Annotated in this window: 21 protein-coding genes and 3 pseudogenes; 20 read left to right on the top strand and 4 right to left on the bottom strand. The window is 28.3% G+C overall.

The window, feature by feature from the left end:
* Positions 1 to 50 precede the first annotated feature (50 nt).
* From L1S46_RS21475 to L1S46_RS21450, 6 genes are all read left to right on the top strand, one after another.
* Positions 51 to 761: a MurR/RpiR family transcriptional regulator gene (locus L1S46_RS21475; RefSeq protein WP_238900909.1), complete on the top strand. Its 711-nt coding sequence runs from the start codon at positions 51 to 53 to the stop codon at positions 759 to 761.
* A gap of 87 nt (positions 762 to 848) precedes the next feature.
* On the top strand, positions 849 to 1,448 hold the full coding sequence (locus tag L1S46_RS21470) for a sugar O-acetyltransferase (RefSeq protein ID WP_238900908.1): 600 nt from the start codon (positions 849 to 851) through the stop codon (positions 1,446 to 1,448).
* A complete protein-coding gene (locus tag L1S46_RS21465) occupies positions 1,435 to 1,668 on the top strand; it encodes a hypothetical protein (RefSeq protein ID WP_238900907.1) in 234 nt (77 codons plus the stop codon). The genes L1S46_RS21470 and L1S46_RS21465 overlap by 14 nt, the downstream gene beginning before the upstream one ends.
* A 36-nt stretch (positions 1,669 to 1,704) precedes the next feature.
* On the top strand, positions 1,705 to 2,199 hold the full coding sequence (locus L1S46_RS21460) for a GNAT family protein (RefSeq protein ID WP_238900906.1): 495 nt from the start codon (positions 1,705 to 1,707) through the stop codon (positions 2,197 to 2,199).
* Between the two features lie 107 nt (positions 2,200 to 2,306).
* Positions 2,307 to 2,849, top strand: coding sequence for a nitroreductase family protein (locus L1S46_RS21455; RefSeq protein WP_238900905.1), 543 nt, complete (start codon positions 2,307 to 2,309; stop codon positions 2,847 to 2,849).
* A gap of 341 nt (positions 2,850 to 3,190) precedes the next feature.
* A complete protein-coding gene (locus L1S46_RS21450; RefSeq protein ID WP_238900904.1) occupies positions 3,191 to 3,742 on the top strand; it encodes a helix-turn-helix transcriptional regulator in 552 nt (183 codons plus the stop codon).
* A 217-nt stretch (positions 3,743 to 3,959) separates the two neighbouring features.
* Here L1S46_RS21450 and L1S46_RS21445 read toward each other — a convergent pair whose 3' ends face one another.
* Entirely contained in the window at positions 3,960 to 4,700 is a 741-nt protein-coding gene (locus L1S46_RS21445) for an SDR family oxidoreductase (RefSeq protein WP_238900903.1), read from the bottom strand.
* Positions 4,701 to 4,905: 205 nt separating this feature from the next.
* On the opposite strand from L1S46_RS21445, the gene L1S46_RS21440 reads away from it, so the two are divergent.
* The 13 genes and pseudogenes from L1S46_RS21440 (at position 4,906) to L1S46_RS21380 (ending at position 17,922) form a co-directional block, all read left to right on the top strand.
* Positions 4,906 to 5,841, top strand: coding sequence for an AraC family transcriptional regulator (locus L1S46_RS21440; RefSeq protein WP_238900902.1), 936 nt, complete (start codon positions 4,906 to 4,908; stop codon positions 5,839 to 5,841).
* Positions 5,842 to 6,012: 171 nt separating this feature from the next.
* Positions 6,013 to 6,204: pseudogene (locus L1S46_RS21435) on the top strand (helix-turn-helix transcriptional regulator); the annotation flags it as partial.
* Between the two features lie 114 nt (positions 6,205 to 6,318).
* Positions 6,319 to 7,083, top strand: coding sequence for a DUF2087 domain-containing protein (locus tag L1S46_RS21430; protein WP_238900901.1), 765 nt, complete (start codon positions 6,319 to 6,321; stop codon positions 7,081 to 7,083).
* A 12-nt stretch (positions 7,084 to 7,095) separates the two neighbouring features.
* A complete protein-coding gene (locus tag L1S46_RS21425; RefSeq protein ID WP_238900900.1) occupies positions 7,096 to 7,965 on the top strand; it encodes a GNAT family N-acetyltransferase in 870 nt (289 codons plus the stop codon).
* Positions 7,966 to 8,399: 434 nt separating this feature from the next.
* Positions 8,400 to 8,765 carry a sigma factor gene (locus L1S46_RS21420; RefSeq protein WP_238900899.1) on the top strand — a complete coding sequence of 122 codons (366 nt, stop codon included), beginning with the start codon at positions 8,400 to 8,402 and terminating at the stop codon, positions 8,763 to 8,765.
* Positions 8,766 to 8,854: 89 nt separating this feature from the next.
* Complete coding sequence (locus L1S46_RS21415) at positions 8,855 to 9,523, top strand: hypothetical protein (RefSeq protein WP_238900898.1); 669 nt, start codon at positions 8,855 to 8,857, stop codon at positions 9,521 to 9,523.
* Between the two features lie 1,581 nt (positions 9,524 to 11,104).
* Positions 11,105 to 11,785: a hypothetical protein gene (locus L1S46_RS21410; protein WP_023976773.1), complete on the top strand. Its 681-nt coding sequence runs from the start codon at positions 11,105 to 11,107 to the stop codon at positions 11,783 to 11,785.
* A gap of 85 nt (positions 11,786 to 11,870) precedes the next feature.
* Positions 11,871 to 13,268: a S8 family serine peptidase gene (locus L1S46_RS21405; protein WP_238900897.1), complete on the top strand. Its 1,398-nt coding sequence runs from the start codon at positions 11,871 to 11,873 to the stop codon at positions 13,266 to 13,268.
* Between the two features lie 996 nt (positions 13,269 to 14,264).
* A complete protein-coding gene (locus L1S46_RS21400) occupies positions 14,265 to 14,597 on the top strand; it encodes a helix-turn-helix transcriptional regulator (protein ID WP_238900917.1) in 333 nt (110 codons plus the stop codon).
* A gap of 24 nt (positions 14,598 to 14,621) precedes the next feature.
* Positions 14,622 to 15,314, top strand: a complete 693-nt coding sequence (locus L1S46_RS21395; RefSeq protein ID WP_238900896.1) for a DUF2812 domain-containing protein — start codon at positions 14,622 to 14,624, stop codon at positions 15,312 to 15,314.
* 416 nt (positions 15,315 to 15,730) lie between these two features.
* Positions 15,731 to 16,566, top strand: a pseudogene (locus tag L1S46_RS21390) (GyrI-like domain-containing protein).
* Positions 16,567 to 16,718: 152 nt separating this feature from the next.
* A pseudogene (locus L1S46_RS21385) lies at positions 16,719 to 17,265 on the top strand (DUF6144 family protein).
* A gap of 102 nt (positions 17,266 to 17,367) precedes the next feature.
* Positions 17,368 to 17,922 (top strand): GNAT family protein, encoded by a 555-nt coding sequence (locus tag L1S46_RS21380; RefSeq protein ID WP_238900895.1) that lies wholly within the window; start codon positions 17,368 to 17,370, stop codon positions 17,920 to 17,922.
* Between the two features lie 317 nt (positions 17,923 to 18,239).
* On the opposite strand, the gene L1S46_RS21375 is transcribed toward L1S46_RS21380, so the two are convergent.
* Both L1S46_RS21375 and L1S46_RS21370 read right to left on the bottom strand, forming a co-directional pair.
* Complete coding sequence (locus L1S46_RS21375; RefSeq protein ID WP_077829589.1) at positions 18,240 to 18,683, bottom strand: MarR family transcriptional regulator; 444 nt, start codon at positions 18,681 to 18,683, stop codon at positions 18,240 to 18,242.
* 1 nt (position 18,684) lies between these two features.
* On the bottom strand, positions 18,685 to 19,098 hold the full coding sequence (locus L1S46_RS21370; protein ID WP_238900894.1) for a polyketide cyclase: 414 nt from the start codon (positions 19,096 to 19,098) through the stop codon (positions 18,685 to 18,687).
* Positions 19,099 to 19,479: 381 nt separating this feature from the next.
* Here L1S46_RS21370 and L1S46_RS21365 point away from each other — a divergent pair, with 381 nt between their 5' ends.
* The gene (locus tag L1S46_RS21365; RefSeq protein ID WP_238900893.1) at positions 19,480 to 20,592 is read left to right on the top strand and encodes a DUF1349 domain-containing protein; all 1,113 of its coding nucleotides are present in this window, start codon (positions 19,480 to 19,482) and stop codon (positions 20,590 to 20,592) included.
* A gap of 273 nt (positions 20,593 to 20,865) precedes the next feature.
* On the opposite strand, the gene L1S46_RS21360 is transcribed toward L1S46_RS21365, so the two are convergent.
* Complete coding sequence (locus L1S46_RS21360; protein WP_238900892.1) at positions 20,866 to 21,423, bottom strand: TetR/AcrR family transcriptional regulator; 558 nt, start codon at positions 21,421 to 21,423, stop codon at positions 20,866 to 20,868.
* Positions 21,424 to 21,569: the final 146 nt, after the last annotated feature.

The raw sequence follows: 21,569 nt of genomic DNA, 5'->3' as shown, positions 1-21,569 counted from the left end.
GTAATCTTAAGGTAATTAAAAGATAAATAGTAACTTTGTTGGAGGAGACAATGTTTTCGTATGATAATATTCAAAGATTTAATGAAACTGAAATAAAGATATATAAGTATATTATTGAGAATGAAGAAAAAATACATTATATGACTATTCGAGAATTAGCTAGTGCAATTCAGGTATCAACATCGACGATTATTAGATTCTGCAATAAGTTAGATTGTGATGGGTATAAGGAATTCAAAGAAAGACTTGAAAAATATGTACATAGAATGCAGGAAATACCACCACAAAGTGATTTGACTGAGATGTTAAATTACTTTAAGAAAACTAACATTAATTCCTTTGAGCAGAAAATAGAGCAAGGTGCAGAGGTGATTAGAAAATCAGAAACAGTGTTATTTTTAGGTTCAGGTTCATCTGGTGCACTTGCGAAATATGGGGCAAGATATTTCTCTAACTTGGGGAAATTTTCAATGGGATTGGAAGATACATTTTATCCAATTACGAAGGATATGAAGACTACAGTGGTAATTGCACTTTCAGTTTCTGGAGAAACAAAGGGTGTTATAGACTTAATAAATCAATTCAAAGTTAGTAAATGTAACATTTTGAGTATAACGAATCAGTCCAATTCGACTATTGCTAAGATGTCAGACTGGAATATTTCATACAATATGGATATGCATCAAGCTAATGGTGGATATAATGCTACTACACAAGTACCAGTGTTATTTCTTATAGAAGCATTGGCAAGAAGAATATGAATTTTGAAACATCTTGTTACTAGATATGTAACAAGATGTTTCTTATACTATTGATAAACGCAATTACGAAAAAAGGAGCATTATAATATGAAAACAGAATTAGAAAAATGTATGGCAGGAGAGAATTATAACTGTCATGATGAAATTTTTTTAGGGTTTAAAAAGACAGCAAGAGTATCACTTTCAAAATATAATAGTCTTAGCTATGAGGATAAGGAAGAAAAAAGAGAAATTCTAAGGCACCTTTTTGGTAGAATAGGGAGTAATGTATCGGTCGGATCTCCATTTATATGTGATTATGGCCGCAATATCCATATTGGTAATAATGTATCTGTTAATATGAATTGTACTTTTGTAGATTGCAATAAAATCATTATAGGCAATAATGTACTAATTGCATCTAATGTGCAAATTTATACAGCAACTCATCCAATAGAGCTAGAGGACCGATTAGTAGAAAATTGGAATCCAGAAACTGGGGAATATTTTTGCCATACTTATGCACTTCCTATTACTATAGGTTATGGATGTTGGATTGGAGGCGGAGTTATTATTTTACCTGGAGTTAATATTGGAAATGGAAGTGTTATAGGGGCAGGTAGTGTAGTAACAAAGGATATTCCTGAAAATAGTGTAGCAGTTGGAAATCCATGTAGAGTGATTAGGAAAATTAATGGAGTACAATAACATTATAAAGATTCTAAAAAGATATTGTATTAATAAGGATGAATTTTGCTATGTGGGTGATGCACTTTCTGATGTAGTGGCCTGTAGAAAAGCAAGCGTAACGTGTTTATCAGTAGCGTGGTCAAATAGTGTTGACTTAGAAGAGTTGAAAAAAATTAATGCAAATCATATATTTAATGATGTTTGTAGTTTGAAGATATTTTTAGAAGGAACAATTTAAATTATTTTAAAGATATATACTGGAGGAGGATAAAAAATGATTACAGAAGGAGATATTAATATAAGAACTATTGAGGAACGTGATTTAAAAGTAATTTATAAATTTAATTCACAAAAGACACGTGGAAATTATCAAGAATTTCAATTTGAATCATTTCGAAAACTACAACTTGAATATGAGAAAGATGGTTTTTGCTCCTCTGAGTTTCAAATATTGAATGTAGAAAGAGAAGAGCAAACAATTGGATTGCTCTACTTAAGTTTTTATAGACAAGGAATTGTGAGAATTGGCTTAGTTCTAAGTTCCGATAATTGTAACAAAGGAAATGGAACAGTTATACTTAATTTAATAGTAAAGTATATATTCGAGAATTACCCAATAGTAAGGATAGAAGCTGATACTGACGAGGAGAATATCATTGCTCAAAAGGTATTGCAAAAAGCAGGATTTCTAAGAGAAGGTATATTGAGAAAATATCGTTATCATCATGGTACATATCATGATTCATATATTTATAGCATTATAAAGTAGTTATTTAGAAAAGATGTCCTTCTAAAATAAAGAATAGTGTTCTATTGAATATGTTATAATTATGTGTAAAATGTACTAAAATTCCATGAAGAGAGGGATTTATATAAATGATTAAAGAAATTGAAATGCGTAGAAGCATAAGAAAATATAGTAATAAACCAGTAGAAAACGAAAAAATAAATGAATTACTAGAAAGTGCAAGGCTTGCTCCATCAGGTAACAATACTCAGCCTTGGCATTACATAGTGGTTAAATCTGAAGAAATGAGACAAAAAATAGTAGAAGCTTCTCATAATCAAAAATGGATGTTTACAGCTCCAGTATTTATTGTATGTGTTGCAGATATACGTTGCAGAATTAAAGAAGGGGATGTGTATTTAGATGATAACAGTCCTCAGGATGAATTAAAAAGAATAATTAGAGATACTTCAATTTCAACAGGATATATGCTACTGGAAGCTAATAACTTGGGACTAGGCGTTTGCTGGGTTGCAGAATTCACACAGGAAGAAATTAGACCAGTATTAAATATACCGTCAGATAAATATGTAGTTGGAGTCTTAACTATTGGATATCCAGATGAAACTCCTAAAGCTCGCCCAAGAAAGAAGCTTGAAGATATGGTTCATTACGAAAGTTGGGAGCAATAAATATATTAACATTTAATATATTGAAATCTAGCCTTAATTAGGAACTTATTTTTCTAGAGCTTTAAATTTAAATCTATTAAAGAAATATGTATAATGATTTATAAGATATAAAAAGTAAATATTCTATTAAAGTATCACACTATTAAAATTTCGGGTTGGTAGTGTGATTATTTTTATTTAATGAAATAATTTTAATAAGAAGTAATTTATAACTAAGTTTTTTATGCAGTTTATTGGCAATGCAAATACAAGTTGCGGGTTTGCAATTACAGGTTGGTGTTATTTTAGTGTAAAACTCATTATAATTTACACATAATAATAAAGAAAAGAGGTATGGAGTCATGAGTTTTTCAGATAATTTAAAATTAATTAGGCAAGAAAGAAATATTTCACAAGAGAAACTAGCAGAAATAGTTGGAGTAAGCCGCCAGGCAGTTTCTAAATGGGAGCAGGGAAGTGGATATCCAGAAATGGAGAAATTGCTTATCTTATCTAAAGAATTTAATGTATCTTTAGATTATTTGATGTTGAGTGAGATAAGGTCTAGTGAAAATAATAAGCCTTTATCTAATAATGTAATTCTGCCAACTGGAAAAATTACTATTAAATCATATGACGGAAAATCAATTGTTAACTGCTATAAAGTTTCAGCGTCAAGTGTAATGTATAAAGCAAAAAAAGATGAGCCTAAATATTGGTTAATCGGTATTAATAGCGGAGCACTTTGGGGAGAAAAATCAACTGTACTTGGATGGTATGCTGATGAAGAAAATATTAAAAAAGAAATGGATGAAATTGCAGATGCAATTAATAAAGGCATACCAGTATATGAATTAAAATATGCAGTAAAAGTTAAGAATAGAATGCTGAGAGTAAAAATAGATGAAGATTAATAAAAGGTAGAGGCTGTTTTAGATGTAACGGCCTCTATTTGCTGTAGATAACTAGTGTATTCTAATATTCTTTACCATAAATATTGTGAAGAATATATATTCTAAGCCATATTTATTCTGAAGAATATTAGAATATATATTCTTCAGAATATGCTGGAATAATGCGGGCTTAGGGGATATTGGCTAAAAAACTTTGTTTCTTTTATAGATGAGAGTATTAAACATATCCACCATTAATTCGAAGAGTTTGACCTGTTATCCATTGAGCCTTATCACTAACTAAAAATTCAATAGCATTTGCTATATCATCTGGTTCACCAATACGTCCAAAAGAATTCATTTGTCTAATTGCTTCTATCTGTTCATCTGTCTTTCCAACGTTGAAAAGTTCAGTATTTATTGGACCAGGTGCTACAGCATTAATTGTAATTTTTTTAGGACCAAATTCCTTTGCTAATTGGCGTGTGATTTGTTCAACTGCTCCTTTTGTGGCTGCATAAACGCTATAAGTAGGAAACATACTTCCAACCACTGAGGTTGAAAAATTAATGATTCTTCCGTTATTCTCCATATGTTTCATAGCTTGTTGGCATGCAAAATAAGTACCCTTTACATTTATATTAAAAAGCTTATCAAATTCTTCTTCTGTTACATCGGAAAGTAATTTATAAAGTATTACGCCTGCATTATTTACTAATATATCTACCTTTCCAAATTTAGTTATTGTTTCTGAAAATAATTTTTCAACGTCTTTTATATTACTAACATCAGCTTTAATTGCAACAGCTTGCTCACCTGATTTAGTTATTTCTTCTACAACTTCTTCTGCTTTTACTGCATTATTAGAATAATTGACAACTACTTTAGCTCCAAGTGCAGATAATTGTTTAGCTATAGCACTTCCTATTCCTCTAGATGCACCTGTTATTATTGCAACTTTACCTTCTAAGTTTCTCATTGATATAAACCTCCATTAAAATAATTTACTTATAATTAAAGATATATGAGAGTATTTACATTGAGTAAATATTTTTGTCTTGCATATTCTTTATTTATTGATTTGATTATAGGATAATTTAGATATGAATAGGTAGCCTATTTATTCCTAATCATTGCACAATCCTGCAAAAGAAATTATAATTTTTTTATGAGGAGATATTATTATGGAAAAAAGGATTTACGATATAAAAAATTATAAATTATGTAATCAGCAAAGGCGTCTGGCTTCTCTAGTTGAGAAATTTACTTATAGAGATGGATTTCAATCAACTGATATACCATCATTGGATTTAATACGTGCATCTAATATTTCAGAACCACTGCATTCGATTTACATCCCATCCATATGCGTAATTGTACAAGGTGCGAAAACTGTAATTCTAGGAAAAGAAAGTTATAGATATGATGCAAGCTCTTATTTAGTCGCATCTGTTAATTTACCTATTATAGGCAAAATAATTGAAGCTACTCCTGAACAGCCATATTTATGTGTCAGGCTTAGTTTTAATTCAGATCAAATTCTTGATATCATCAAAGAATCAAAACAAGATTTTGAAGAAAAGCCTGGCTTGGAAAGAGGATTAACTGTAACAAAAGGTAATGCATCACTTCTTGATGCATTGCTAAGACTTGTAAGCCTTTTAGAAACGCCAGAGGAAATTCCAGTTCTTGCTCCTCTATTTATTAGAGAAATACTTTATAGAGTTTTACAAGATAAACATGGATACATATTGAAGCAATTTGCTATGATAGGCAGCCATGCACGAGCTATTTCAAAAGCTATTAACTTGATTAATAATAATTTTGAGAAACCTTTGCGGATTGATGAATTAGCAAAGGAAATTAATATGAGTTCTTCATCGTTGCACCATTGCTTTAAGAAGGTTACTGCAATGAGTCCGCTACAATATCAAAAGCAGATTAGATTACAAGAAGCAAGGAGACTGCTGCTTTCAGAAGTATTAGAAGCAGCGGAGGCAGGTTATAAGGTTGGTTATGAAAGCCCATCTCAATTTAGTCGTGAGTATGCGCGAATGTTTGGATTACCACCTATAAGTGATATAAAACGGCTTAAGGACTCTATTTATATCAATTTTTGAGAGTGGTAAATTAATAATATAAATGGTGAGAGAGGTATAATAAAAAAGCTTGATTCTTTACTTATGATACGGTGAACCGTATCATAAGTAAATGCGGTTTATAGCCTTAGGCATTGATATAACTTGCCTAAGGCTATTTTTATAAACAAAAATGCCGTATCACAAGTAATAATTAAATTCAACTTATAATTATAAAAGAGAAAAAACGCTCAAGGGTTAACTCAAGAAAAAGTTGCTGATTACCTGAGTATATCAACACCAGCAGTTAATAAATGGGAAAATGGTAATTACTATTCATATATAACTATATTAACAGCACTAGTAAGACTTTTAAGAGTAAATTTAAATATATTACTGGTATTTAAGTGCGGTTTTTAAAAAAGCAAACAAATATTAAAAATGTTTAGTTATATATAGACAAAAGTGAAATTATTATATAAAATATAATTAGAAAACTTTGGAATTGGAGTGAGAGTAATGAAGGTGAATGAAATTTTATGGGAGTCATCTATAGATGAGATTAAAAAAGGTTACATTGAAGGAGCAGAAGAGTTTACTTGTATATTTTGCAATAGTAGCTTTGAAAAGGGGAGAATATTTAAGAAAGAAGAGGATTTTTATGATGCAAAAAAAATAACTGAAATCCATATTAAAGAAGTGCATAATTCTTCCTTAGGTTATTTATTAAATATGAATTCAGACTTTACAGGAATGTCTGAGATTCATAGAGAACTAATAAAATTAATGGCTCAAGGGTTTTCAGACAAGGAGATAGCAACAAAGCTTGGCATAGCCCAATCAACTATTAGAAACCACAGATTTAAGCTAAGGGAAAAGGAAAAGCAAGCTAGGCTATTTTTAGCTGTAATGGAGCTTTTAAGTGATACAGCATCAAAGGAGATAAATGTTTTAGATAAGGAAGTTATAACAGACCCTCACAAAACTGCTACAACCTTAGATGATAGATATAACATTACTGATAAGGAAAGAGAAGTAACTATTAAGGCATATATGGATGAAACAAATGCTTTAAAATCCTACCCAGCTAAGGAAAAGAAAAAGATTATAGTTTTAGGGGAAATAGTGAAAAACTTCTCTACTGGTAGGACTTATACTGAGAAGGAAATAAATAGAGTATTAAAAAGGATTTTTGAGGACTATGCAACCATAAGAAGAGCTTTAATTGAGTATGGATTTATAGATAGAAGCAATGATTGTACTAAGTACTGGGTTAAGGAATAGGAGTGGGCTGAGATGATAAAAGAGTTTATAAATTTAAATGGGGATGAAATAAGAGCGGTACAATTATATTTAAATAGCTTAGAAAAAAATGATAAATCTATACCACAAATAAAAGAGGAATTTAATACAAAGGTTTATAATTTTGGTGAAGGAATATTATTTTTCTTTAAGGATAATAAGGTAGTAGGTTCAGTAAAAGTTATCCTAGAAGCTATAAAGCATTTAAAAGTAGTATATATTCATTTCTTAACTGTAGCTAATAATGCAGAGAATGAGGTTCATATTGTAAGTGAGCTTCTTACATCTGCCATTAATATTGGTAAATGTAAGTGGGTCAGCAAAATTTTATTAGGAGTAGGGAATGAGAAAATTTTAAAGTTACTTAATGAGTTGGGATATATTTCAAGTTATAATTCCTATAAAATGAAACTTGAAAATAGGAAAACAACTAGTGAACCCTTAGAGTTAATTAATCTATCAGCGAAAAATAAGGAAGAGTATCTTAATGTTTTTAATAAATCATTTAGTGATATGCCCCATGGTTGCTATTACGAAATGGAGGATATAGAGAAATATTTAAATGATAATAGTGAAAATAGATATTATTTAGTTAGAGATAAAAACAAATTAATAGGATTTATGAATATAGAGATAGAGAATAAGGTTGGGAGCTTTGATATTGGCTTGTGTAATGAGTTTAGAGGTGTAGGTTATGGCAAGAGATTATTAGAAACTGCTATATACACCTTAAATGCAGTTAATGTAGATAAGGTCACATTAAATGTTATTGAAAAAAACTCAATTGCTTTAAATATGTATTTGAAAAGAGGATTTGTAATAGATAATATCTTAAGTCACTGGATAGAAATTCCACAAGAATAAAATGGAAAAACTTCATTTGAAGTAGTTACGGAGAATCATATCGCAAATAAATGATGATAAGTAAGTTTAAGCAAGAATAACTGTTTTTTATTAAAAATGGTAGCTATCCAAATTGCAAATGGGGGCTACTATTTTTTTGAGCTTAAAATCTGGATAATATATTGTCTTATGATGATAGAATTAAAGGTATAATATTAGCATTTTTTATAGATTGGATAGAAATAATATAAATTTTTAAATATCTCTTGGAATTATAAGGAATGTATGCAATTTGCATAGAGATATTGGGAGTTATCATTTAATAGATTTATTTTTATTATGAAAGTACTTATATATAAGGCACAAAAAAATAAAAAAATTTACTCATTGATAGAATTAGGATTACCCTATCCGTAATAGTAAGTGTAAGGCATTGTCAGAAAGGGGATTTTGCTATGGATAAAGAAATCTATTCATTAATAAAAAAAAGAAGTGAAAAAGGCATGGAGTTACTTATTAATGAATATGCACCATTAATAAAAGCTATAGTAAAGAAACATTTATACAATTTTCCACAGTATCATGAGGAATGCATTAATGATGTATATCTTAAAATATGGAATAATATCACAAGCTTTGATAAAGAAAAGAATATTTTAAAAAATTGGATAGCCGCAATAGCAAAGTACAGAGCTATAGATTATAAGAGAAAATATTTAAAAACTCTTGAGCATATGGATATATCTGAACTAGATATAGAAAGTGACTTCACAATAGAAAAAGAGAAAACTTTGGAGGGAAAGATATTAAGCTTACTTTAAATGAGTTCTTTACTGATAATTCAAGAATCATTATTAATTTTAATATTAATGAGAAAAAAAACAATCTTGTTGATAATAAAGATAAGTTAGTGCCTGATATCTATATCAACGGCAATAAGATTGAGAGAAGTTCGAATTATGTTGGATATAGTATTGCAGGATATAAGGATTTTGCTGGATACGATAAGGTAGAAAATAATGAATTTGAGAAAGAAACTAATATAATTCTTGAGGTAGAAATGAAGGAATTGCCATTAAGTGATAAGGAGGATGTGAAGTTAGTATTTTCTTCTTTGGCTGAAGAATATGGTGTTAGTTCTTCGGATTTTACCTATACCTTTGTTTATGATGCCACTAGTTATAAGAACGATACTAAAGTTGTTAAGGTAGGTAAAAATATTACAATTGGTGATAATGAGCTTTCATTAGACAGCGTTACTATTACACCGGACAGAGTGCTTATTTCTGGTACTTCAAAAGGTTTTAGTGCATGGGAAAATAATAAGGGTGCAAATTACTATTATGATATTGTTGATGCAAATGATGATTCAGTCCCTTTAAGAGAAGAAATAGGAAATGGAGCATATTTTTATAGAAATTATGTACATGAGTTACCCGAAAAGCATTTTAATATAAATTCCATAAAAATTATTCCATATACTTTTAACAAAATAAATACAAATACCACATCTGTGTCAGAAGATGGTAGAATAAAATATATAATTGAAGATAAGATTGTTACAGTTAATTTAAAATAAAGTATAAATAAGAAATGTAATTAAAATATAATTCTAAATAGGGTGTCTGAAAAGCAGATATCCTATTTTTATAGAAGAGTTAGTGGTTGCTATTAATACGATGGACAGTATCATAAGTAAAGGATATAAAGTAAAATTGAGTAAATATGCTATAAGTTATAAATTAATAAGAAATAAATCATGATTTAATAACGTATATAAATAATTGAAGGGAACCAAGTTTGGATGGAGGAGTTTTTCATTTTTCTATTGTTCCAAGAAGAAATCTTACGATAAGATAAATACTGTTAATATAAAAATGTGAATATTATGATGTTCGGATTTATAATATATATCTTAGAGTGGAGTTGATAAAAGCAACGGAATGTATAACTATTTGATATGGAAAATCATTAATTTTTATATAATTATAAGTTTTTTTTATAACTTTTAATCCATAGTTATATATTTTGACAAATTCAGGTGGTAATATGTGAGTAATAAATGCGTGAATAAATCCATTTATAAAGAAGGCGATATACAATATTGTGCTTTGAACAATACTAAATTAGAGTAATTAAAGCACCGACGTATTTAAAAAGTTCTTCGAGCGTATCGGTGCTTTGGTAATATAAGTTTTAACGTATAAAATTCAAATTTTGTGGCTGCTCTCCCTAGATAAAAGAAATTTATTACTTCTTTATGTATTTTAATTTAATAAAAAATATGCAACTAGGAATAAACAATATAGATAATAATATCAAATAAATATTTGATATTAATTCAACTTTAACCGAAATAGTAACTAATAAGAATAAAATTGAACCAATTAATGAATATATGCAAAATCTAGCATATATTTTTTTGAAGTATATGGGGTTATTATCATAACTCTTTTTAAATATTATATAAGGTTTAAAAGATTGTTTGTTAATAGAATAATAATTATAAACGCTTTGAAATATCATGCAAGAAAATATAATTATAAGCAATAAATTTTTATCAAAATTCACCAAATCATCCCTTTCTTTATTTGTAATAACATTAAATGAATAAAATTTATTTTTGCATTTGTTCTAGTTAACATGGCTTTAGTTTAGCTATGATATTTTAGGGATATTATTTCCCCCCCTGTTTGTCGTATCTATATCAAATATTAACATAATAACTATAGCTGAATAGTTATTTTTCTTAATTTCAAAAAATGTTTTTGTTTATATAGTCTTAATAAAGAGAGTCTCACTTTGTTTTCTAATATTTATAATAAATGTTAAAAAGTTTATTTTTGTTATTTTTGAAATTGTCATTAATAATAGAAGTATCTATATAATGATTTGTAAATATTTAGCTTCTTAAAAATTATACTATCATAACATTTAAATTAAATAAACGTCTTATGCACTAAACGTACATTTTAGTGCATAAAAAGAATATTTTGAAAAAATACGATAAATATATGAATTATTATGTTTTATACCTAATTTTGTATGTTTAACGGTATGAGTGTTTACTTCAGTTGATTATTATGTGATTATGTAACCGTAAGTAGCTAAATAGTTACGAGCAAAAACATAATAATTTAAATAGAAAAGGGGAATAAAAATGAAAAAAGTTTTTAAAATTTGTCCAAGTTTAATTGCAGTAGCATTAATTGCAACAACTTTAGTAGGAACATCCTCAGCAGCAAGTGCGGCTACACTAAATTCATCTATTCAAGAAACTCAAAATCAAAATCAAACAAAGATTGCAGATATGGGACAGGCTGTTAAACTAATAGAAAGTAAGTTTTTAGTTAGAAATTCTGATGGCACAACAAGCATAAATGAAAATGCTAAAAATTATATAAATTCGGATACTTTAAAAGTAATACAAGACGGTTCTGAAAAAATCAATACAAAAATACTTTCTGGAGATTTAAAATTTATCAAAAGCACAAATAAATTAATACAAATAAAAGCAAATAGCCAAATTCAAACAGCAGGTGTTCATGTTGATGGTGATTATATTTGGCATTGGTATGGTTTTGATTTTGTAATGGATGCTACAAATTCAGGATTAGCCGCAATTCAATTTAACAAAATGGCATCTGACTTAAGAGATGGTGCTGCTGGTGCAGGTCTTTTAGGTAAAATTACAATTGGTCTTGCGAGTCTTGGTACTGCTTATACTTGTTCTGGCTATGCTACTGATTGTTCGCTTGGAGAAAAGAATGGCAGAGGAGCAATCTTATATTTTTATGGTGATCCATCATGGGCACAAATCTATCATTCTAGTGTAAGATAATTATTTTTGAATTTAAAAGAGGTGTTTTAAAACATCTCTTTTTTTGTATTATTATGTAATTAAATGATTTTATTTGGAGGTAAAAATGAAAAATAAGAAAAAAAATATACTCTATGTTATTACTTTAATTATTAGTTTTACTATGTTAACCATAAATATTCCAGCAAATGCAGAAGGCGTGAAATCTAAAAATATTGATTTAGTAATTCTATTTAATGATAATGCCATTGATAAAAATATAGAATATATTATCACTAATTCCGGTGGAGAAATAATAAATGAATTTTCTGACATTGGAGGAATTGAAGCTGAATGTACTCCGGATTTAATTCCTACAATCAAAGCTGAAGATACTGTGCAATCCTTAGCACCTAATCATGTGATTAAATTATCAAATGAAGAAACAAAAGAATTTACAGCGCCAGAAAATGATTCTAACGGTATATCTAATGATTTATATGAAGAGAATCAATGGGATATCAAAAGGGTTACTAATAATGGAAAAAGTTTTGATTTAGAATCTGGGAATCACGATGTTGTTGTCGGAATTATTGATTCAGGTGTAGATATAGATCATCCTGACTTAGCTACAAATTGTTTAGGTGGGAAAAATTTAGTTCCAGCTAACTTTCAATATGATTCATCTGAAACAGGAGACACAGACGATATAAATGATAGATTAGGACATGGAACAAATATCGCTGGAGTTATCGCTGCAAATGGTAGAACAAAAGGTGTAGCTCCTAACATTGGATTTAAAAGTTATCGTATTTTTAATAAATATGGACAAACTAATGCAACAATAATATCATCAGCAATAATTAAAGCAACTGATGATGATGTTAAAGTAATTAATTTGAGTATCGAAGGATATGATTTAAAAGGAAAACACTATTGGACTGATCCAGAAAATAAAAATAAATATGATATGGGGAATGATACAGCAGAATATTCTTTATTTAAAAGAGCAGTTGAATATGCCATTAAGAATGGAGTTACAGTAGTAGCAGCAGCGGGAAACGAAGGCTTAGATTGTTCAAATAAAAAGAAATTAACGGAATATCTTAATGATGAGTATGGTCATGATGGATCAAAATATACTGGAATAACATATGAAGTACCGGGTGATATCAAAGGAGCTATAACTGTCTCAGCAACATCAAAAGAGGATAAGATTACCTCATATTCAAATTACGGGAAAGATTTTATAGATATATCAGCGCCTGGAGGAAATTCTTCAGACATGAATAAAGATCTATGTTTAACTACAACACTTGACGGTGATTACATATTTACATCAGGAACATCAATTGCAGCACCTAAAGTATCGGCTGTAGCAGCTCTTATTATTTGTCAACACAAAGGTATTAGTCCTAAATTGGTAGCAAGAAAAATATGTAGCACATCTGATCCTTTAGGAGTAAATAGTTTAAGTGAATATTATGGCGCTGGAATGGTTAATGCATTTAATGCTATTCAATAATCCTACATAGCATATGAATTCATATAAATCAAGATTATGATTGAAATACTACAAAAATATCTGAAAATTATAAAAATTTAAACTTACAATGAAAAATATTACACGCATAAATCCTAAAATAAGGCATTATAGAAATAAGGTAAATATATTATGTGATACTCTTTAATTCTGTAGATATTTGTAATTAAATAAAAGAAATAGAAGCTGAAAATTATTTTTGATTACTATTTGTGTCGCCGTGGTATCAACGAAATGTAGGCTTTCATAAAAAAAGAATTATTAAATAAAAATTCTAATTATATTCTTAATATAATATATAAGAAGTAGTCAAGTTTACTGCAATCTCTTTAGTATATTTTTTGAAAGTGAACTAGCTAAATATTTATATAAATATATAAAGGTTAAGGATAATTATATACATTTGAAATTATAAGATGTGTAATTTTAATTAGTGCTTTATTTATTCTAAAGGCATAAATAGAATCTTTGTTTCCTTTAGGATACTTCTGATACACGAAAGATTGAAGTTGATATATTAAAGAAAAGATAATAGCCAATAAAGTTCATAGTGCTCAATGCTAATGAGTGTGTACAAAAAACACTATTACTTACTATGTATACTATGAGCCGTATAGAAAATAAATAACGATAAGTAAGTTTAAGTAAAAATAACTGTTTTTTATTAAAAATGGTAGCCATCCGAATTGCAAATTGGGGCTACTATTTTTTTGAGATTTTTTATATAAGAATCACAATTAATATTAATAGTGACATTAAAATAACCCAACTTGAAGTAGAAGCATAAAACTTCTTATTTTGTTTCAAGAAGAAAATTCACAATAAATGCTGCAAATACAATACCGCTCTTTAGGTAATCTGCCAATAATAGTATTATATTAAAAAATAAACTATATCATTTATTGACATATATATCACTTAATGATATAGTTTATTTAATGATATATCATTAAATGATATAGTGGAGGTGTATGAGATCTGGCTAGAAATAATTCTTTAGATATGGGCGAACTTACGGATGCGTATTACTATATTTTATTATCTTTAATAAGGCCTAAGCATGGTTATTTAATTATGAAATCAGTTGAGGAAATGTCAGAAGGGGAGTTCTCAATAGGTCCTGCATCATTATATACTAGCATAAAAAAACTTCTTGATGCAGAATTTATAGAACTTACGCAAGAATCAGAAAAGAAAAAAGTTTATGTAATAACTAATAAAGGAATCGAATCTTTAAAAAATGAGCTTGAAAGAAAGCGTAAAATGGTTAAAATTGCTGAGAATGCATTTAATGATAGGGAGATGTTATAATAGATGTTTGGTACAAAATATATTATGAGTAAGGGATTATCATATGCTGAGTACGAGGAAATGCAGATGCTATCTGAATATGCTAGTAGAGGATGGAAATTAGAGAAATTTGCATTTATGGGATATAAATTAAAAAAAGCTGAGCCTGAAAAACTGCAATATGCTTTAGACTATAGAATAAATCCAGATGAAGAATATTTTTCGTATTTTAGTGAAGCAGGATGGACTAAAGCATGTTCGATAGGAAATATAATTCATATATTTAGTGCTCCTGAAGGAACAAAAAAAATTTATACTAATAATGATACTGAAATAGAAAAGCATATAAGCATGTATCAATCACTAAAAAAAGTGGCAATACCATTTTCTATTTGTTTTATTATGCTTTTTATTTTAATGGCTTTTGTTAAATATAGCGACTTGCCTGATATATATAATACAGTGCTTTTCATTATTTCTATACCAATAATAGCAGTTTCTGTTTTTACAACAATACCATGCTTAAATCATTATAGCCAAATAAGCGAACTTCAAAAAATGTCTGATTTAGATAAGAGACATAAAATAAGTAGATTTTTAATAATATGTTTAATAATAGATATAGTTCTAATAATTCTAATGGTTTTAAAAGTTATAAGTATGCCTATAGGGATATATTTAATTGTTTTTGATATTATTTTGTTACTGTCTGTATATAGACGAAAATTCATAAAATAGAAATAAGAGACTTATATATTTTGAGTATTATTTGATATAGATACTTCTATACTTTTAACTTATTAATAATATTGGGACTGTAGCAATTTTATTATTTTATACTGATATGATGAATCATATCATAAATATGATTTATAGCTTTAGGCATTTATATATTGTCTAAGGCTATTTTTATAAGTGAAAGCAAGGTGTCATAAGCGATGTTGTATTTACAAAATATGTTATAATTTAAAGAAGTGAGAGGTATTTTAAATATAAAATAAATATGAAAATAGAGCTTGATGAAATTTATATTTTCTATTTAATGTTGTTATTGAAAATCAGCATTTCAGTAATATTTCTTTATAATGAAAGTAAACTTTTATCAAAACGAAATTTTTAGTTTATGTAAAAAGTATTTGGGAGAGGGCCTTAAAGTGATAATTAAAAAATCTTTGATAAATAAAAGCATTGAATATATTTTGCAGCATATAGATGATGAGATTTCTATTGAAGATGTTGCCAATTACTGTAATTTTTCAAATATCATTTTAGTAGAATGTTTAAAGCAGAAACAGGAATAAGTTTATATTCCTTTATTAAACGTGTAAAAATGGATCAAAGTGCAGTAAGTCTTAAGGTTGAAAAAGACAAAACTATTACTGATATTGGAATTAATTATGGATACAGTTCTTCCAATTATAGTTCAGCCTTTAGTAAGCAATATAGTATTTGTCCAGTAGAATTTAGAAAATCTATGAATTCAGCAGACGTTATTAATCCATTTTGTCCTAGTGAATATAATTCCTTTAAATCTTTTGAGCATTATGATGGGCACATTATTATAGAAAATTTGAATGATTTTAAAGTGATTTATGAAAGATATATTGGAGATTATAGTGAGATAGGTGTTAATTGGTATAGTTTTATGGAACGGTATAAAGATTATATTAAAACAGATACGCTTTTGATTGAAAAATCTTATAATGATCCATCTATTACTCAATTAGACAAATGTATATATGATTTATGTATCACTGTCGATGAATATGTACAGTCAGAAAATCTTACAACAATAAAAGGTGGTAAATTTGCAGTTTATAGATTTAGTGGATATATATATGATATTTTTATAACATTCCTGGGAATCTTTAATGTTTGGCTTCCACGTAGTGGGTATAGAAGAGACGAAAGATATGCATTAGGGATTTACCATAGTATTGATAGAAAAAATAGTCATGTTAATATGGACTTATGTGTTGCTATTAAATAGAGCAAGAATTCAGAAGTAAAAAAATAAGGTTTCCCTTATTATAAAAATAGTGATAAGGTGCATCAAAAAAATAATTATGAAATTTTAGGATTGTTATTTTCTTTTATGTGATTAAAGTTATTGCTAGATAAAGTCAAGAAAAGGGGAATTTTATGTTTGATATGAGGAAAATCCAAGAGGATGTTATTTATGAAGCTGTGAAGGGTCAAAGCAATGAGGAGATTGCAAGAGAGGTTGTATATGGAAAAGAGGGGGGGTAAATTAGAAAGTAATGCCATATGGGTAAATGCTACAATGAAGAGATTAGAAAGTAAATTTGACAAGGCGATCATTAAGAAGATTAGAATGAAGTGCCAGTGTGGATATGGAATGGATAAGAAGTTAGAACTTGTGAAAGAGCTAATGGAACTATCATCAAGTTTAGAAGAATTCGGAAATTTACAAAAAGCAAAAGATACAGGGCTATTTTATGAAAATGGAGAACTTTATTTACAGTTTAATTTTTGTCCATGCCCAATGCTTGCGGATGTAGATAGGTTAGAGTCTGATACATGGTGCAAATGTACTACTGGGTATAGTAAAGTATTATTCGAAGAAGCCTTTAAGTGTGAAGTTGATGTTGAGCTACTGAAAAGTATAAAAATGGGTAATGAAAGATGCCTCATGAAGATAATTCCAAAGGGGGTCATATGGCAATAGAGAAGAAATATCATATTAATAATGATTATTTAACTATGTTATAATTACCACATGAAGGTAACACTAAACAAAATACACAGAATGCTAGTGGAGGAAAAAGTAATGAATGCAAGTGAAATAAATATTTTAACGGAAAGATTAGAATTAAGGTGTATTACGCCTTTAGATGCTGAATCAATTTTTGAATATCGTTCAAGTGAAGAAGTAGGTAAATTTCAAACTTGGAGGCCTAAGTCGCTTAAAGAAGTAGAAGAATTTATTTCTGAAAAAGTATCAAGAATTCCCAATATACCAGATACATGGTACCAGCTTGGAATTATAATTAAAGAAACTAATGAGTTCATAGGAGATGTTGGTATTCACTTTTGTGATGAAGATAATGTGCAAGTTGAAATTGGATATACATTATCTGAAAAATATCAAGGAAAAGGATATGCTAATGAAGCGGTAATAGGAGTGATAGATTACTTGTTTAATGTTTTAAATAAACATAGAATAACAGCATCGGTTGATCCTCAAAATAAAAAGTCTATTACTTTGCTTGAGAGAATTGGAATGAGAAAAGAGGCACATTTTAAAAAAAATTTTTGGTTTAACAATGAGTGGGTTGATGATGTAATATATGCGATTTTAAAAGAAGAATGGAATATTCAGTGACATGGAATTTGGCGCAAATAAATGATAAAAAAATATATGACAGAACTCTTGGAAGAGAGCTTTTAACTATTTAAAGTTCTTACTAAGTAGTCTATTTAATTTAGCACAAAAGCCAGTTTCCCATATAAAAATTATATTTAATGCATAATATGTTTACATATATATACCGCAAAAATAATTCTTCATCATAACTCTAAAAATATTGTAAGAATTTTAGCTGCAATTGTGAATTGTGGATTTCAACATATATATAAATGGATAGATATTTTACGATCTATCCATTTTTTATATTTTGGTATCATACCTCTAAATAGATACTAATCTAGTTGATTTAGATACTTACGAAAGAGTTTTTCATTTTCCTGTAAAATACCAAAAAAATCATCATCTATTTTTTCAACAACAGGAAGAGCGAGTTTTACCATTTCTTGTCCTTTTGGCAGTAGTATAATTGCATTTGCTCTACTATCTTTCGGATTTACAGTTTTTTGTATAAATTCCTTCTTTTCTAATCCTTTAACGATTTGGGATACTGACATGACATCCATATCTGCCATCTTAGAGATACTTACTTGAGTCACATTATCGTCAGATTGACTAAGAAAGTTTAAGGTGGTAAGCACTACAAATTGAGGATGAGTAATCCCTAATTTACGTAACTCTTGATTTATAATGGAATGCCATTTATTATATACGCGAATAAAAAGAAGTCCGGTTGACGATTCTGCATCATCTTTAAAGCGATTTGATGGAAATTCCAATTTATTTTTCAACCTCCTTTTTGATTATCATAGTAGATTTAGGAACATCAGAAAATACATTGCAAAGAAAATTTAAATCATCTTCTGATGGGTTTTCTTTATCTGATCTCACAGTATGTTGAATAAAAGTTTTACCATCTTTTTGCAATATGTCATGTCCAAAATATATGCCTCCAACCCCAGGGACATCAGTTCTATCCCAATAAGAACAATTAGGAACGATATTAGTAAGAGTAAAAGACATCTCTGGCATTCCCTCTAGTTTCATTGTACCAGTAGTTCCTGTTTGTAATTCTCCATCAAATTTAATGCTTTCTAAATCTTCTTCCCAAATATGTCTTTTTTCAAGATCAGCATAATAAGACCAAATAGCTTCCTTAGGTGCATTTACTTCTAATTTGAATGTTAACTCCATTTTAACCTCTCCTTTAATATATATATATTTATTATAAGTACATTTATTATATATATATTTATAATATTAATTCCTTATTTTGTCAAGTTAAATAAATCAATTGATTTATGTGAGGATTATTTTAGGAGGACTTCTGAAAATAATTATGTAGTATAATTATTTATTATAAAGCTACATTAAGGTACAACTAAAAAATAATAGACTAGTATGTTTGTATATTTCGTATCATGTTGAGTAAATAAATTCTTCTATTAGATCAACTATAAGCAGAATTTACATATCTGTCTGGCACGAAATATGAATGGCATATTTAATCTATTATTTTATTTCATATGCTAAAATATAATAAGAAATATTACTGAGGGAGTTGATGTATTAATTATGGAAAAGTTATATTCTTTAATAAATGAAAAAGTGAAAGAAAATTCGAGGGCGTTAATTGGTATTAGTGGCATAAGTTTAAGTGGAAAAACTACTTTCGCTAATAAATTAAAAGAAAGATACCAAGGCCAATATAAGGTCTATATAATTTCTTTAGAGGAGAATCAAGCTGTATTAAAAGAATCTCTTAGTAATATTAATCCATCTAAGTATTACTATGAAAATGCTTATGATTTTTCTTCAATAAAAAATGAAATTGAAAATGCATGTAAAAGCAATGATATAGTTATAGTTGAGGGAGCATTAATATTTAAGAATACTGTAGATATTAATTTTGATATAAGAGTATGGTTAGATTGTACTTTTACATCGTCCATAGAAAGAAGCCATGAAGATAAAAAAGATTTTTACAGGGATTATTTCATGTGGCTCCAAAGACAGCATTTTTCAATAGATAACCCTAAGGAAAAAGTAGATATAATAATAAAAAATGATAAAATATTAGAAAAAGAGTCAGAGGTTTTTATTGATTCAGTAAATGATCCTTCGTCAGTAGATAAAATGAAGTGGCTATATGAACCTAAAGTGTGGAAAGTGGGAGAAAAGGGAATTTACGTGGAACCTGATAAGGTAACTGATTTTTGGCAAAGGACTCATTATGGTTTTAGAAATGATAATGCTCATATGTTTTATATAGAAATCGAAAAGGACTTTACTATGACAACAAAGGTTAAGTTTAATCCAATCAATCAATTTGACCAGTGCGGATTAGTAGTACGAGTGGATGAGGATAATTGGCTGAAGACTTCTATAGAATATGAGCTAGATAATCCTCCAAAACTTGGTGCTGTAGTAACTAATTTTGGATATTCAGACTGGTCTACACAAGAGTTAGATAAACAAGTTGATGAAGCTGAATTTAGAATTAGCAGACAAGGAAACGACTATAAAATAGAAGTTAATGTTCTAAATAAAGGTTGGAGACAACTTAGAATTTGTCATCTACACAGTCCAAAGAAAAATGTTAAATGTGGGATATATTGCTGCAGCCCTATTGATAGTGGTTATAATGTTTTATTTACAGAATTGAAGATAAAAGAGGATTTTTTTTAATATATTACAAGAATAATTATTCATTATAATTCTAAAGATATTTTAAAAATTTAGCAGTAATTGTGAAATGTGTATTGTGAATTGCAAAAATAGCAAATTTATAATGGACACGAATATGAAGATAAAAGAGCCTGCTATTAATATTAAATATGGATAGTGAGGGTACAGCCTAAAGCATAATACAACGTGTTTTAGGCTGTTTTTTTATTGTAATTTAATTTCAGTTGCTCATTTATTTTAGTTCATTAGGGTTTACTAACATGCTGCGTTAAATTAATGAGTATCTTTAGAGGGAATAAATCCATTTTGAATTTTAGATGTTAGTACTGAAGTTATTTCAGGAGTTATTTCATCAAATTCTATTTGTTCAAGAATACCAAAAAGTCCACATACAATAAAGGAGATGCTACTCTTATTTACAAGTCTTGATTTCTCGTCATTTTGAGTTTTTTCTAAAAGCTTTTTAATAATAAGCTGTTTCGTCTTATACATAGAAAAAGAGTGCCTTGGTGAATTAAAAAACGGAACATAAAGATCCCTATTTTCTCTAAATATATCTAATGTTTTTTCAATTATTTCTGGCATGTGATTTATTAACTCGGTAAAATCATAAGGTTCTATAACTTCAATGGTTTTATCGACTGCATAATTCATAAAACTATCTGCGCAGTCATAAATATCTCTGTAATGTAAATAAAATGTACTCTTATTAATGTCTGCTTCTTCACATAATTCTTTTATAGTAATATCTTTTATATCTTTAGTTGATATTAATTTAGCAAAAGCAGTTTGAACAGCTTGTTGTGTTTTTCTTTTACGCCTATCTGTCATTTGTAATCCCCCATTTAATAGACAAATTTATCAGTTTAGTTTATTAACAGACTTATCCATTAATATTGATTATTGAATAAGAATCCACATATTTCTATAATGGACTTGTGTCTATATAAAGGATAGTGCATAAAAAATATAATGTC

It is taken from the genome of Clostridium sp. YIM B02500 (assembly GCF_022324665.1).
Lineage (GTDB): Bacteria > Bacillota > Clostridia > Clostridiales > Clostridiaceae > Clostridium > Clostridium beijerinckii.
This window is presented reverse-complemented; position numbering and strand designations above follow the sequence as displayed.